Source organism: [Actinomadura] parvosata subsp. kistnae (assembly GCF_900323885.1).
GTDB classification, from domain to species: domain Bacteria; phylum Actinomycetota; class Actinomycetes; order Streptosporangiales; family Streptosporangiaceae; genus Nonomuraea; species Nonomuraea composti.
On record NZ_OOHJ01000032.1, the window covers coordinates 106,418 to 120,313 of the forward strand.

Here is a 13,896-nt window from a genome sequence, read left to right on the forward strand (position 1 = left end):
AGATTCGGCACATCCGCAATGCATCGTGTCCGCCGGACGCCGATCGTCGCAGCCGGCCGGGTTCAGCCGTCTCGCTGATCCGGTTCGTTTCCGACCTGGTTACCGAGCACCGCCGCCAGCTGGAAACGGTTGGCCACGCCGAGGCGCGGATAGATCCGGTAGAGGTACGTGCCGACCGTGCGGTGGGAGATGAACATGCGCTGGCCGATCTCCCGGTTACTGAGGCCGCGCGCGGCCAGCACCGCGATCTGCATCTCGCGCGGCGACAGCGAGTCGGCCGGATTCCGGAGCCGGTCGGCCTTGGTCTCGCCGGTCGCCCGAAGCTGGCTGCCGGCGACCTCCGCCCAATATCGGGCACCGAGCCGGTCGAAGCCGTCGCGGGCCTGACGCAACGGCTCGCGGGCATCGACGTACCGGCGCTGCCTGCGCAGCCAGCGGCCGTGATGAAGCTGCAACCGGGCACGCGACAACGGCCAGCCGGAAGGCAGCGCGGCCAGCGCGGCGACGTACCGCTCCTCCGCCTCGGCGTCGGGCGCGAGGACGGCGTCGGTGTAGGCGAGCGCGTTGATCATCATTTCCGACGGGAGGCGGGTCGCCAGCTCCGGCAGGTCGACGAGCACCTTGCGGGCTTCGTCCTCGGCACCCGCCGCGACCGCGGCATCGGCCAGGTCGGGGGCGACCGTCCACTGCATGAGGGAGTGGTGGTGCGGATCGGCGGGGTCGAAGATCCGGGAGAGCAGCCGGAACGCCTCCTCGGGCCGGCCGTCGATCAACGCCAGCAGGCCGTCGGTCTGCTGCGCGATCACCGTGGCGAACCGCATGCCGGGCAGCACCCCGCTGGCGCGCAGTTCCTCGTTCATGCCGGCCGCGATGCCGGCCTCCCCGCGCAGCGCCGCGATCAGCGCGGCGGTGGCCCGGCCGCCCAGGTAGGCGAACGGCTGCGCCGTCTCCCTGGCCAGCACACACGCCTCTTCGCTTTCCACCCTGGCCCGCTCCAGCTCACCGAGCCAGACCCGTGGCCACGCGGCGGCCAGGGCCCGGGTGAGCAGCCCCAGCCGGCCCTGGCGACGCCAGATCTGCGCCGCCTGGCCCGAATACACCGAACAGCGGGTGAAGTCGCCGAGCGCGCGCGCGGTGCTGCCGAGAAAGTACAGGCTCCACCCGTCCGTCGACTCGGCCGCGGCGCCGTCGAGCCGGGCCAGCACGTCGGCGCCCCACCGGAACGGCTCGGCGTGCGCCCGCACCGCCAGCGTCTCGGCGGCGTCCGGGTCGGGATCCCACCGATCGAGCTCGGCCGTCGTGGCCGCGCGGGCGGACGTCTCCCCGTCCTGGAAGAAGCAACGGACCGCCGCCCGCCACAGCAGGATCCCCCCGACCTTCGGCGCGCCGCCGGCGTACGCCTCGGCAGCGACCCCGACCAGATCGTGGACCCGCTGGTTGCGATCCTGCGGCTCGAAGAACCCGACCAGTTCGTCGGCGTTCATCAGGCGGCCGCGTTCCACCGGGCCGAGCATGCCGACGTCGACGCTCGCCAGCAGGGCACGGGCCGGGTCGGGGTCGCTCAGCTCGGTGGCCAGCTCCGCCGCTCGAATCAGCATGCCGGTACGCCGCCGTGGATCGTGGACCAGCCGGGCCGCCTGCCGCAGCGCCGGCAGAGCACCGGTGACGTTGCCGTGCGCCTGCGCCGCCTCCGCGAAGTGTTCCAGCCGGGTGGCCAGTTCCTCGTCGGGGCCGAGCGTGGCCGCGGCCTCATGGGCCAGTTTGCGGTCCGGGCTGCTCAGAGCCGAGGCGAGGGCACCGTGGACCGACAGGCGGTCGGCGATCGGCGCCCGCGTGTAGATGGCCGAGCGCATCAGGGGATGCCCGAAGCGGGGCACGCCGTCGGCGAGGGACACCAGCCCCGCGTCGGTCGCCTCCTGCAGTGCCGCCACCGTGGGCGCCACGCCGGTCAGGCCGCCGGCCACGTCCAGCAGGAGTTGCAGCGGCGCGTCCGGCTCGGCCGCCAGCGCGAGCAGGAACATCCGGCACACCGGCGTCACCCCGCCGGTCCGCGCCGCGAACGCCGCCTCCAGCCGCTGGGTCAGCGGCAACTCGTTGGGCTGCGCCGGCAACGCCTTCACCGCCTTGGGCAACTCGACGAGGGCAAGCGGATTGCCCGCGGCGCGATCCAGGATCAGCGTGCGTACGTGCGGACTCAGCCGTGGTGCGACGGTGTCGAGCAACGCCTGGGCGGACGGTTCGCTCAGCGGGCCCAGGGTCAGCTGTGGATGAATCTCGACCGGCGGAGCCCCGCCCGGGCTGGTCCTGGCCGCGAGCAACACCAGGATCGGCTGGTCGCCGACCCGTCGCGCCACGAAGGCCAGCACCTCCCTGCTGGGCAGATCCATCCACTGCAGGTCGTCGGCCACCACCAGCAGCGGCCTCCGATCGGCGGCGTCGGCGAGCAGTTCGAGGATCGCGAGGGCCACCTGGTAGGTGCCCGGCGCGTCCCGCTCGCCGCTGAACGCCGCCCGCACCGCCTCGCGATGCGTGTCGGCCAGGTCGTCGAGCTCCCCCCGCAGCGGCTGGACGAACTGGTGCAGGGCGGCGAACGGAAACCACAACTCGGTCTCCACCCCCACGGCCGACAAAACGGTGAAACCTCGGTTTCGTGCCTCGTCCTGCGCGGCGTGGATCAACGCCGACTTGCCGACACCGGCGGCACCGTGGACCAGCAGCGTCCCGCCACGCCCGGCTCCGGTGGCGTCCAGCAACTGGCGGACCGTGCCCTGCTCGGGCTCCCTGCCGATGAGATCCACGGTGGGGGGCTTTGTCACAAATGCCATTGTGCCAGCTCAAGCCGGGCACCCGGGAAGCGCTCGCCGCCCGGACGCCGTCGGCTGTGGCGGTTGTCTCATCACCTCAAGATCGGGCGTTCCACCATCTACGAGATGCCGGCCCCTTGGAGGGTGAGGCTCACAGCTCTGTCCGTAAAGCCGAGCAGCCCCATAGCTTGCGAAATTTGCCCACAAGGCTGGCCCGTTGCCCTGGTTGCCCTGGTCGTGCTGGGTCGCCCTGGTCGTCCGCCGACAGCTCGACCTGCACCCTGCCCGATCAACCCTGGGGCTCTCCCGTGAAGTGATGTCGCCGACCAGCGGGTATCGGCAGAGGCTGCATCGGGCATGAAGTCACGGCCGATCAGGTCTGGTCGGGCCTCAGCGTTCGGGTCGGGGATGGTGGTCTGCTGCCGGCGGCGCCGATATCGTCCGGCCAGGCCGAGCGCGCGTATCAGCCGGGCTACCTGCCGCCGGCCGCACCGCGTTTCATAAGGCGCGGAGCCATTGGTGGATCGCGGCGATGGTGAGCGTTGCTTCGAACTGGACGGCGAGCTTGTCCTATCGAGTGGCCATGGCACGGTTTTGTTTGAACTGGTTGATGCCGCACTCCACGGCGTGACGCCGACGGTAGAGGGCGGGGTCGAAGGCCGGTGGCCGTCCGCCGCCCTGACGGCGACCCGGATCTTGCCGGGAGGTTCCTGCTGCCGGTGACCGTCCTGGCGTGCGCCGGCGGCTGACGCGCGGACCCGGCGGCGATGAAAACGACCCACGTCGGCTGACGAATAGCGGCCCGCTCCCACCCCGGCCACAGGTCACTGAAGGACGACATCGTGATCGTCCTGCGCCATGCCGGGCTTCGTCTCCCCGGGGGCGTCAGTCGTTGTGATACCCGCCGTCAGGCTGATACCCGCCGTCAGGCTGATATCCGCCGGTCGGCGAGACGGGGGCAACAGATGCCTCCCAGGGGAACTCCCGCACCACGCTCGGCGCCGTCGCAGTCCTCTCGACGCAGCTTCCCGTGCACGAGGCCGCCTCTGCCGCCGTCCCACCGAACGTCATCACGGCCGTAGCCGCCAGACCCGCCATGGTCGTGGCGGTCACGATCTTCCTGATCATCCTTGCCCCGTTTCCAATTGTCCGACTGTCCCGCCGGACAAGGCCGCGACCCCCGCATGGAGCGGATGGCCGCGATGATGTCGGCGTCCAGGGCTGAAAGCTTCCCGGGCGACAGTCATTCTCCACGTGCGGCGCCCTCTTCCGGATCGCCTCCTGCACCTTACGGCTCTGTCGTTGGGCAGGTTGTAACCGAGGACACTGCCTCCACCCGCGCCAGGGAGCGTCCCACCTGACTGACCACTCCGCGCAACCCGGCCGTACGACGGATGAGTCGGCCGAGCTGAAGCGGCTGCGCCGGAAGAACGCCGAGCTCCGGCGCCGACGAGATCTTGAAGGCCGCGTCGGCTTTCTTCGCGTCGTCGTCTGCAGGATTCTTCGCCACGGCCAACGGGGCGCGTTAGTCCCGGATCTTCGTTCTGCGGGGCAGACGCAGGACGAACGTCGCGCCCCGGCCAGGCTCGCTGCGCACCGCCGCGGACCCGCCGTGCGCCTCGGCGAGCTGCCGCACGATGGCCAGGCCCAGTCCGCTGCCGCCGGTCTGGCGGCTGCGCGATTTCTCGGCCCGCCAGAACCGGCCGAAGACGTACGGCAGGTGCTCGGGCGCGATGCCCGGCCCGGTGTCGGCGACCTCGATCAGCACGTCGTCGGCGTCGCCGTGCGCGCGCAGGCTTACCCGCCCGCCGGCGGGCGTGTGGCGGAGCGCGTTGGTGAGCAGGTTGCCGACCGCCTGCCGCAGCCGTACCGGATCGGCGTCCAGGCAGGGGCGGCCGGTCACCTCGACGGTCAGCGCCGGCCCGGCGGCCGCGGCGCGGTGGACGGTCGCGATCTGCTCGAGCAGGTCGGCCACGTCGACCGGCTCGGGGTGCAGCTGCAGCTTGCCGGCGTCGGCGAGCGCGAGCTGCTGCAGGTCGTCGATGATGTGTTGCAGCACCATGGTCTCCTCGACCAGCGAGGCGGTGAGCGCCGGGTCCAGCTCGGCCACGCCGTCCTGGGTGGCCTCCAGCCAGCCGCGGATGGTGCTCAGCGGCGTGCGCAGCTCGTGCGAGACGTCGCTGACCATCGCCTTGCGCTGCTGCTCCATGCGGTCCAGGTGCTCGGACATCTCGTTGAACGCGGCGCCCAGCTCGCCGACCTCGCCCTTGGCGCGGACCGTGACCCGCGCCGAGCCGTCGCCCGCCCGCATCCGCCGGGCTGCGGCGGTCACCGCCCGCATCGGCCGCATCAGCCGGGTGGCGACGAGCACGCTGACCCCGACCGCCAGGACGAGGATCACCGCGGTGACGCCCGCGATGCCGTAGGGGTCGATGGCCGGCGTGCGGTCCTCCGGCGAGCCGATGTAGAGCAGCGCGGCCGGTGCGACGTACGGCTTCAGCTGGGCGCGGCGCGCGGCGGCCAGGCACTCGGCGGCCGACGGCGCAGCGGACGGCTCGCCGGTCTCGTCCAGCCACACCTCGACCCGGCCTCCGTGGCACTTGCGGACCAGGGCGGCGAGCTGGTCGAGCGCGCGCTTCTCGGTGGTGGTCGGCCCGGGCGCGTCCGGCGAGCACGACGGCGAACCGGGCGGTGACGCCGCGGACGCCACGCTGACGGGCGGGCCGGGGTGTTCGGCGTCCGGTGCCGAGGTGGCGGGACCGCCCTCGCGGCGGAGGTAGGGGCGGCCGCCAGGGCCGACGGCGACCGTGGCACGCCAGCCCTGATGGCGCAGGCACGCCGCCTGCGCGTCGACCTCCTCGCGCAGCCGGGCCCGTTCGGGCCCCGGCAGGAGGAACGGCCCGACCGCGCGCGCGTCGATCCGGTCGGTGGCCGCCCCGGGCACCAGCGAGACGTCGACGGCGAGCGGGTCGACGACGGCCGAGGCGCGCGCAGGCAGCGGCGGCCGGCCGGGCGCCGAGTCCGCGATCAGGGCGCCGCCCTCGGTCGCCAGCGCGACCCGCTCGCCGCTCTGCCGGGCCAGCTCGCGCACGGTCTCCTCGACGCCGTCCCACCGCGGGTGGCTCGCCGCGTAGCCGAGCAGCGCGTCGTTGACGCGGGCGTCGCGGGCGAGCGTCTGGCCCTGCTGCTGCCGGATCTCGCCGGACGTGCTGCGCGCCGCCAGCCACGCGGTCGCCACGATCGAGCACACCGCGATCAGCACCGAGCTGGCGACCAGCCGTACGAGGAGGCTATGGCGCACGGTCGCTGACCAGCTTGTACCCGACGCCGTAGACCGTGCGCAGCCGGACCGGCCGCTGTGGCTGCGGCTCGATCTTCTTGCGCAGGTTCTTCACGTGCACGTCGACCGTGCGCTCGGTGATGAAGCGGTCGTAGCCGTGCAGGTGCTCCAGAAGTTGTGACCGGGTGAAAACCCGCGCCGGGCACGCGGCCAGCGCCTCCAGGATGCGGAACTCCGCGGGGGTGCACTCCACCTCGCGCCCGTCCGCGAGCACCATGTGCCGCTCGCGGTCCACCGTGAGGCCGCCGACCCGGTACACCTCCTCGCCGCTCCCCCGCCTGGTCCGCCGCAGCAGCGTGCGCACCCGGGCCATCAGCTCGCGCGGGCTGTAGGGCTTGGTGAGGTAGTCGTCGGCACCGAGGTCGAGGCCGAGCAGCAGGTCGTCCTCCGTCGAGCGGGCGGTCACCATCAGCACCGGCACGTCGGACTCGGCGCGCAGCACACGGCACACGTCGAGGCCGTCGACGCCCGGCATCATCACGTCGAGCAGGACGAGGTCGGGGCGGCGGAGGCGGGCCTGCTCGATCGCGGTCCGCCCGTCGTGGACGACGGCCACGGAGTGTCCCTCGCGCTGGAGATAGCGGCGCAGCAGCTCCGCCTGTTTGGGGTCGTCCTCCGCGACCAGGACATTCGCGCACATTCCTTGGAGAATAGGCGACCCGAGACCGGCACCACGAGATCATCACATCGGCCTCACGGGTTCTTCACATTTCTTGGCGAGCATCTTTCGACATGCGCCACGTCAAGATCTACACCGGCGTCCTGCTCGCCGCCGGCCTGGTCGCCGGGGCCGCCGCTTGCGGCTCGTCGAGCGGTGGCACGTCGGGGCCCGGCCCGTCCAGGACCGGCCGACCGGCGGCTGCCGCCGAACAACAGCAGCGGCGGGGCGGTGCGGCGATAGCGACCGTGCGCGGCCGCCGGATCTCCGTGCACAGGCGGAAGGGCGACGGGGCAGCCTGGATGACGCTGTTCAGCCCCAATGAGATGGGGGCCACCCGGGTGTTCCTGGTCGAGGCCGAGGACGGCGACTGGCTCAAGGTGCTGCTGCCGGTCCGGCCCAACGGCAGCACCGGCTGGGTCAAGGCGTCCGACGTCAAGCTGACGTCCACGACCCATCGAGTGGAGATAGACCCGAAGACGTTCACGTTCACCGTCTTCGACGGCGAGAAGGTGCTGCGCACCGGCAAGGTCGCGGTCGGTGAGGGCGGCACGCCCACCCCGGCCGGCCGCTTCTACTTCACCGAGCTGCTCCGCCCGCCGAACCCCGACGGCGCCTACGGCGCCTACGCCTTCGGGCTGAGCGGCTTCTCCCCGACGCTGCGGACGTTCGCCGGCGGCCCCGGGCAGCTCGCCGTGCACGGCACGAACCAGGCTTCGACGCTGGGCGGCAAGGTCAGCCACGGCTGCGTGCGGGTCAGCAACGACGACATTACCTGGATGGCCGAGAACCTGGCGATCGGCACGCCTGTCGTCATCAAGGAATGAACCAGCAACGAAAGGACCGTCGATGCGCCTGAAGTCCCTCACGGCAGCGATCGCGCTGGGCACCGGTCTGGCCCTCACGGGTCTGGCCGCCGCCGAGGCCACCACCCCGCCCGAGCCGGCCTCCTCACCGGGGCACCTGAGCCCGAGCCACCCTGGCGACAACTTGCCGACCGCCGGGCCGCCCGGCAAGGCCATCCCCAAGATGCCCAACTACACCGGCTGACCCCTGGACCGCGCCGGGGCACGCCCGGCCTCGACAGATGATCATGAAAAGGAGAAGCCGTGACTGATGACCGAAGATGGAACCGGCGTTCGCTGTTGCGCAGCGCGGCCATGGTGGCCGGTGCCGCCGCGACCGCACCATGGCCGGGCAGGGCGGCCGCAGCGCAAGCCGACGGCACCGACGCGGACGCGTTGTTCAGGGCGGGCAAGTTCGAGCAGGCGGCCCGCGCATATGAGGAGATCCTCAAGAAGGACCCCGCGAACATGCGCGCCGCCCGCCAGCGCGGCTCTATCGGGCTGTTGGCCAACAAGTTCCCCGACGCCGAGAAGTACCTCACCATGGCCCTCGAACTGGCGCCCGACGACCAGGAGACCAACCAGCTGTTAGGCGACTGCTACATCCGGCAGGACAAGTTCGCCCTGTCCGTGCCACGCTGGCGAGCGGGCGGCGAAGAAGGCTACGCCACATGGTTCTCGGCATTCCGCGGCGAGCCGTACCAGATCCACGGGGACATAGGCCGGGTGACATTCGCGCAGATGGACCCGGAGCCGCTGGTGGAGGCCTCGATCAACGGCGGAGCGCCGAAGCGCTTCGTGTTCTACACCGGCGCCTCGAATCTGCAGGTGCGCGCGTCAGTGGCCAAGGAAGCCGGGCTGACCCCGGTGTACAAGCAAAAGACCGACTTCGAAGGCGTCGACATCTGGGTGTACTACGGGATCCTGGACTCCTTCAAGCTCGGCGGTCTCGAACTGCGCAACGTCCCCGTGGGCTGGTCGTCGACGGAGTCGGGCGCGGATGTCGGCACTGACAGCGACGGCCTGATCGGCACGTGGGTCTTCTACCACTTGCTGACCACCTTCGACTACGCGGGCCGGCAGCTGATCCTGCGCCGCCCGACCCCCGCGGCGGTCAGGAAGGTGCACGCCGACGCCGCGCGGGCGGGCACGAAGCCCCTGCCGATCTGGCTGTCCCGTGACCACGACCTCGGCAGCATCGGCAGCATCGCCGGCACCGCCGGCTCAGGCCCAAGGATGATGGGCGTGAACTTCGGCGGAGGCGGCGGCGAGGGCGCCGTGGGCACGTCGCTGGAGGTGGCCGAACGGTTGGGCATCCGCACCGACACCGACCGCCCGATCGAGACGTTCGGCCACAGCCACGAAGCCGTCGTCTACCCCTGCTACCCCAAGGAGATCCGCATCGGCGACGCCGTCGCCAACGACATCTACTGCACAGCGGACAAGAACCGGCAGATCAACGTGCCCTGGCCGTACGGGAACGGGATCGACGCGACCGGCTACTTCGGCCACTGCTTCTGGAAGCCCTACACCATCACCGTCGACTTCACCACCATGAAGCTCTACATCGCCCGCGGCAAGGCCACCTGACCCCAGTCGGCACGGGCGTCCGAGACACACCTGGAGCTGATGGAAAGGGCCACCCCTGTAAAGCGCATCCGACAAGCGTGACGGGTTTCGAAATCGAGCGACAATGATTATCATTTGCTCAACTTGCCGTACGTTTACCGTCAGAGGTGACGCATGTCCACATCGGTGCTGGCTCCCGCACGCGCCACCCTCATCGGTTGCGGTGTCCTGACCGGGATCAGCGCACTCGCGGGAATGGCGCCGCTGATCGCGGTCGTCGAGATCAGCCGGCGCCTGCTGCAGGGGAACACGGACGTGTGGCCGGTCATCGTGGTCGCGCTCATCGCGCTCGCCGTCAAGCAACTCGGCACGTTCGGCGCGGGAGTGCTGACCCATCTGGCCGACATCCGCGTGTCGTTCCGGATCCGGCGGGAGCTGCTGCGCAAGCTGCGCAGGCTCCCCCTCGGCTGGTTCACCGACCGCAACTCGGGGATCGTGAAGAAGACGGTCGAGGACGACGTCGCCGCGCTGCACCACCTCATCGCCCACTCCGTGGTGGAGGTGACGGCCGCCGCGGTCCCGGTGGTGGTGGCGGTCGGCTACCTGTTCCTCGTGGACTGGCGGATGGCGCTGATCAGCCTGGTCCCGCTGGTCAGCGGGCTGATCGTGTACCAGCGGGCGATGGCGGGCGCGGGGACGAAGTACCCGGAGTTCGTGGCGTGGCTGACGCGGCTGAGCGGGGCGGCGGTCGAGTTCGTGAACGGCATCGGGGTGGTCAAGGCGTTCGGCACGCCGGGGGTGGCCAGCCGCAGATTCCAGGAAATATCCCGAAATTTCGCCCGCTTCTTCCTGGACTGGGCGAAGGCGACGACCGTGGCCTCCGTCATCGCGGAGATCCTGCTGTCTCCGCCGAGCGTGCTCGTCGTCACGGTGGCCGCGGGCGGCTTGTTCACCGCCGCCGGCTGGTTGCCGCTGACGAGTCTCATCGCGTTCCTGGTGTTCGGGACGGTCACCACCGCGGGCCTGATGACGTTCATGATGTCGATCCACCCGCTGGTCACGGCGCTCAGCGTGGCGCGCGGCATCGGCGAGGTGCTCTCCACGCCGGAGCTGCCCGTCCCGGCGAGCCCGATCGTGCCCGACCCCGCCGCTTCCGGCCCGGTGGTACGGATGCGCGGGGTGCGTTTCGCCTACGGTGACACGGTCGCGCTCGACGGCGTGGACCTGGAGCTCGAACGGGGCACGGTGACCGCGCTGGTCGGCCCGTCCGGGTCCGGCAAGTCCACCCTGGCCAGGCTGCTGCCCCGTTTCGACGACCCGCAGCAGGGCTCGGTCGAGCTGCACGGCGTCGACCTGCGCGACCTCGACCCCGCCGAGCTGTACCGGCATGTCGCGTTCGTCTTCCAGGACTCCGCGCTGCTGCGCATGAGCGTCCGCGACAACATCCGCCTGGCCCGCCCGGACGCCGATGACGAAGCCGTGCGCGCGGCGGCGGCCAAAGCGCAGATCCTCGACCGCCTGGACACGCTGCCGCGCGGGCTGGACTCGGTGGCGGGCGAGGACGCCGAGCTGTCCGGCGGCGAGCGGCAGCGGGTCTGCATCGCCCGCGCCATCCTCGCCGACCGGCCGATCCTCGTCCTGGACGAGGCGACCGCCGGCGCGGACCCCGAGAACGAGGCCCGCATCCAGGACGCGCTCAGCGAGGTCGCGCGCGGGCGCACCGTGCTGGTCATCGCGCACCGGCTGAGCACGATCCGCGGCGCCGACCAGATCGTGGTCCTCGACGAGGGCCGCGTCGCCGAACGGGGACGGCACGACGAACTCCTCGCCCGCCAGGGCCTGTACGCCCGGCTGTGGGAGCACGACCAGCGCGCCCGCGAGGGCGCCGCCGAGCGTCTGGAGGCCGGCCGATGATCACCATGATCCGCTACCTGGACGAGCTGCTCGACGAGCGCGGGCGCCGTCACCTGCGCGTCATGCTCGCCGCCCAGGCCGGGCAGGGCATCCTGCAAGGGCTGGGCTTCCTGCTCGTGGCCCCGCTCGTGACCACCCTCACCACCACGCCACCCGACTGGAGCCGGTTCTGGCTCTGGGCGGGCGCGATCGCCGCCGCGGTCGCCGCCCACCACGCGCTGCTCGCGTGGAGCACCTCCCTCGGGTACGTCGTCGGCACCGACGTGCTGACGAGCTTGCACGAACGCCTCGGCAACCACCTGGCCACGCTGCCGATCGGCTGGTTCCGCGGCGACCGCACCGGCCCGATCGGGCGCATGCTCGGCAAGGGCACCATGGACGTCGCCAACATCCCCGCCCACCTGCTGCGCCACGTCGTCGTCGGCCTCACCGCCCCCGCCACCATGATCGTCGGCAGCTTCCTGCTCGACTGGCGGATCGGCGCGGCCTTCACCGCCGGAGCGCTGCTGTGCGCGCCGGCCCTGCGCCTGCTCATGGCCATCGTGCGGCGCAACGACGACGATTACGACCACGACATCGGCGTCAGCGCCTCCCGCATCGTCGAGTACGCCCGCCAGCAGCCCACCCTGCGCGCCTACGGCGTGCTCGACCGGCCCGAACTCGGCACCCTGGAGGAGTCCCTGATCCGCCAGCAGGGCTCCCAGTCACGGCTCACCATCCGGGGAGCCTGGGGGATGATCGCCTTCTTCGGCACCCTGCAACTGGTGGTCACGGCCGTCATCGCCCTCACCGTCGACTTGACCTTGAACGGCTCCGTCTCTCTCCCGGTGATGATCGGGGTGCTCGTCGTCACGCTGCGCATGCTCGACCCCCTCTCCCAGCTCGGCGAGCTGGCCGGCACCGTGCAGATCAACGCCGACGCCATCGGCCGCGTACGCGCCCTGCTGGCCGTGCCGCCGCTGCCCGAACCGGCGGAGCCCGCCGAACCCGACGGCACCGCCATCGAGCTGAGCGGCGTGCGCTTCCGCTACGACGACGCCGGCAGCGGGGGCTCCACCGTCCTCGACGGCATCGACGTGGACATTCCCGCCGGAAGCTTCACCGCCGTCGTGGGCCCGTCGGGGGCGGGCAAGAGCACCCTGCTCAAACTGCTCGGCCGCTTCTTCGACGTCACCGAGGGGTCGATCCGCATCGGCGGCCGGGACGTGCGCGAGCTGGGCAGCGCCGGCGTCTCCCGGCTGACCGCGCAGGTCTTCCAGGACGTCTACCTGTTCGAGGGCACCATCGCCGACAACCTGCGCATGGCCGCCCCGGACGCCACCGACGCCGACCTGGACCGGGTGGCCCGCATCGCCCGCCTCGACGAGGTCGTCGAACGCCTGCCCGACGGCTGGGACACCCGCGTGGGCGAGGCCGGCTCCACCCTGTCCGGCGGCGAGAAGCAGCGCGTCTCGATCGCGCGCGCCCTGCTCAAGGACGCCCCCATCGTGCTGCTGGACGAGGCCACCGCCGCCCTCGACCCGGCCAACGAGGCCGCCGTCGCCGACGCCATCGCCGAACTGGCCCGCGACCGTACCGTCATCGTCGTCGCCCACCGCCTGTCCACCGTCGTGGCCGCCGACCACATCCTCGTGCTCGACCACGGCCGGATCGCCGAACGCGGCGACCACGACAGCCTGCTCGCGGCCGGCGGCACGTACGCCCGCTTCTGGCATGAGCGCCTGCGCGCCCGCGGCTGGCAGCTCACCCCCGCTCTGCGGGCCGCCCGCGATCGCGGTCCCGGCGGCCATGATGCCGGGGTTCCTGCCGGTGATGGCCTCCAGCCTGCGCGTCGCGAAAGACCCCTTTGAGCATCCTGCTGCCCCACATTTCAACTCATTCCTACGGAGATTCCCCATGACATCCGCCGGCATCGGCGCCGTCTTCGACAGGGCCGCCACCGACTACGCCGAGGTCTCACCGCTGCTGTGGAACCCGATCGGCGAGGCCACCGTCGCGACCGCCGCGATCGGAGCAGGCGAACGGGTGCTGGACGTGTGCTGCGGGGCGGGCGCCTCCGCCGTCCCCGCCGCGCGGGCGGCCGGACCGCACGGCCATGTGGACGCCATCGACCTCGCGGCGGGGCTCCTCACCCATGGCCGGCGCCGCGCCGCCGCCGAAGGGCTGCGGAACGTGCGCTTCGTCCGAGCCGACGCGGTCACCTGGCAGGACGGGCCCTACGACGTGGTGCAGTGCGTCCACGGCGTCTTCTTCCTGCCGGACATGGACACCTCCGTCTCCCGCTTGGCCGAGCTGCTGCGGCCCGGCGGACGCCTGGTCGTCACCGCCTGGGCCCAGGGCGCCATGGAGAGCTTCGGCCGGCTGTTCGCCGAAGCCGTCGCGCACGTCCGGCAAGCCCCGGTGGCTCCCCCGGCCAGCAGGCAGGCGGCGTCCACGATCGACACGGAGGAGGGCCTGCGCTCCTGGCTCACCGCGCGCGGGCTGACGCAGGTCGCCGTGACGCGCTTCCCCCTGCGCCTCCCCCTGGACGCCGCACGCGCCTGGCAGGTGGTGCTCGGCAGCGGCTTCCGCGGCATGCTCTCCGGCCTGGAGGATGCCACCGTCGATCAGGTACGCGCCGCCTTCGGACGCCTCCTGCGCGAACGGGGAATGACCGAGCTGGACGCCACGTCCCTCATCGGAGCCGGGACGCGCCCGTGATCGACGGCACCACCCGAGTGACGTAGCGGCGCACCTCGGCCTGCCCACGGGGGGCGGGGCGAGCAC

Annotated in this window: 10 protein-coding genes and 1 pseudogene; 7 read left to right on the forward strand and 4 right to left on the reverse strand. The window is 71.7% G+C overall.

The window, feature by feature from the left end; translation table 11 throughout:
- Positions 1 to 62: 62 nt before the first annotated feature.
- Both KIS93_RS60950 and KIS93_RS60955 read right to left on the reverse strand, forming a co-directional pair.
- Positions 63 to 2,816 (reverse strand): helix-turn-helix transcriptional regulator, encoded by a 2,754-nt coding sequence (locus KIS93_RS60950; RefSeq protein WP_222108162.1) that lies wholly within the window; start codon positions 2,814 to 2,816, stop codon positions 63 to 65.
- Positions 2,817 to 3,689: 873 nt separating this feature from the next.
- Positions 3,690 to 3,932, reverse strand: coding sequence for a hypothetical protein (locus KIS93_RS60955; protein ID WP_080038430.1), 243 nt, complete (start codon positions 3,930 to 3,932; stop codon positions 3,690 to 3,692).
- A 235-nt stretch (positions 3,933 to 4,167) separates the two neighbouring features.
- Between KIS93_RS60955 and KIS93_RS69595 the strand changes: the two are divergent.
- Positions 4,168 to 4,282: pseudogene (locus tag KIS93_RS69595) on the forward strand (transposase); the annotation flags it as partial.
- 47 nt (positions 4,283 to 4,329) lie between these two features.
- Here KIS93_RS69595 and KIS93_RS60960 read toward each other — a convergent pair.
- Positions 4,330 to 6,105 carry a sensor histidine kinase gene (locus KIS93_RS60960; protein WP_080038429.1) on the reverse strand — a complete coding sequence of 592 codons (1,776 nt, stop codon included), beginning with the start codon at positions 6,103 to 6,105 and terminating at the stop codon, positions 4,330 to 4,332.
- Positions 6,095 to 6,784, reverse strand: a complete 690-nt coding sequence (locus KIS93_RS60965; protein ID WP_080038428.1) for a response regulator transcription factor — start codon at positions 6,782 to 6,784, stop codon at positions 6,095 to 6,097. Before KIS93_RS60965 ends, KIS93_RS60960 begins: the two co-directional genes overlap by 11 nt.
- A 92-nt stretch (positions 6,785 to 6,876) precedes the next feature.
- On the opposite strand from KIS93_RS60965, the gene KIS93_RS60970 reads away from it, so the two are divergent.
- The 6 genes from KIS93_RS60970 to KIS93_RS60995 all read left to right on the forward strand — a co-directional run bounded on the left by KIS93_RS60970 (position 6,877) and on the right by KIS93_RS60995 (position 13,830).
- Positions 6,877 to 7,629: a L,D-transpeptidase gene (locus tag KIS93_RS60970; protein ID WP_080038427.1), complete on the forward strand. Its 753-nt coding sequence runs from the start codon at positions 6,877 to 6,879 to the stop codon at positions 7,627 to 7,629.
- Positions 7,630 to 7,651: 22 nt separating this feature from the next.
- A complete protein-coding gene (locus KIS93_RS60975) occupies positions 7,652 to 7,852 on the forward strand; it encodes a hypothetical protein (protein WP_080038426.1) in 201 nt (66 codons plus the stop codon).
- 59 nt (positions 7,853 to 7,911) lie between these two features.
- Positions 7,912 to 9,237: an aspartyl protease family protein gene (locus tag KIS93_RS60980; RefSeq protein WP_155127009.1), complete on the forward strand. Its 1,326-nt coding sequence runs from the start codon at positions 7,912 to 7,914 to the stop codon at positions 9,235 to 9,237.
- A gap of 153 nt (positions 9,238 to 9,390) precedes the next feature.
- Positions 9,391 to 11,130 (forward strand): ABC transporter ATP-binding protein, encoded by a 1,740-nt coding sequence (locus KIS93_RS60985; protein WP_222108163.1) that lies wholly within the window; start codon positions 9,391 to 9,393, stop codon positions 11,128 to 11,130.
- Positions 11,127 to 12,980, forward strand: coding sequence for an ABC transporter ATP-binding protein (locus KIS93_RS60990; RefSeq protein WP_080038423.1), 1,854 nt, complete (start codon positions 11,127 to 11,129; stop codon positions 12,978 to 12,980). The genes KIS93_RS60985 and KIS93_RS60990 overlap by 4 nt, the downstream gene beginning before the upstream one ends.
- A 46-nt stretch (positions 12,981 to 13,026) precedes the next feature.
- Positions 13,027 to 13,830, forward strand: coding sequence for a class I SAM-dependent methyltransferase (locus KIS93_RS60995; protein WP_080038422.1), 804 nt, complete (start codon positions 13,027 to 13,029; stop codon positions 13,828 to 13,830).
- Positions 13,831 to 13,896: the final 66 nt, after the last annotated feature.

Bases quoted from the DNA above. Each gene is read 5' to 3' on its own strand.
- KIS93_RS60955 (WP_080038430.1), bottom strand. From the start codon at position 3,932: ATGATCAGGAAGATCGTGACCGCCACGACCATGGCGGGTCTGGCGGCT.
- KIS93_RS60965 (WP_080038428.1), bottom strand. From the start codon at position 6,784: ATGTGCGCGAATGTCCTGGTCGCGGAGGACGACCCCAAACAGGCGGAG.
- KIS93_RS60970 (WP_080038427.1), top strand. From the start codon at position 6,877: ATGCGCCACGTCAAGATCTACACCGGCGTCCTGCTCGCCGCCGGCCTG.
- KIS93_RS60975 (WP_080038426.1), top strand. From the start codon at position 7,652: ATGCGCCTGAAGTCCCTCACGGCAGCGATCGCGCTGGGCACCGGTCTG.
- KIS93_RS60985 (WP_222108163.1), top strand. From the start codon at position 9,391: ATGTCCACATCGGTGCTGGCTCCCGCACGCGCCACCCTCATCGGTTGC.
- KIS93_RS60990 (WP_080038423.1), top strand. From the start codon at position 11,127: ATGATCACCATGATCCGCTACCTGGACGAGCTGCTCGACGAGCGCGGG.
- KIS93_RS60995 (WP_080038422.1), top strand. From the start codon at position 13,027: ATGACATCCGCCGGCATCGGCGCCGTCTTCGACAGGGCCGCCACCGAC.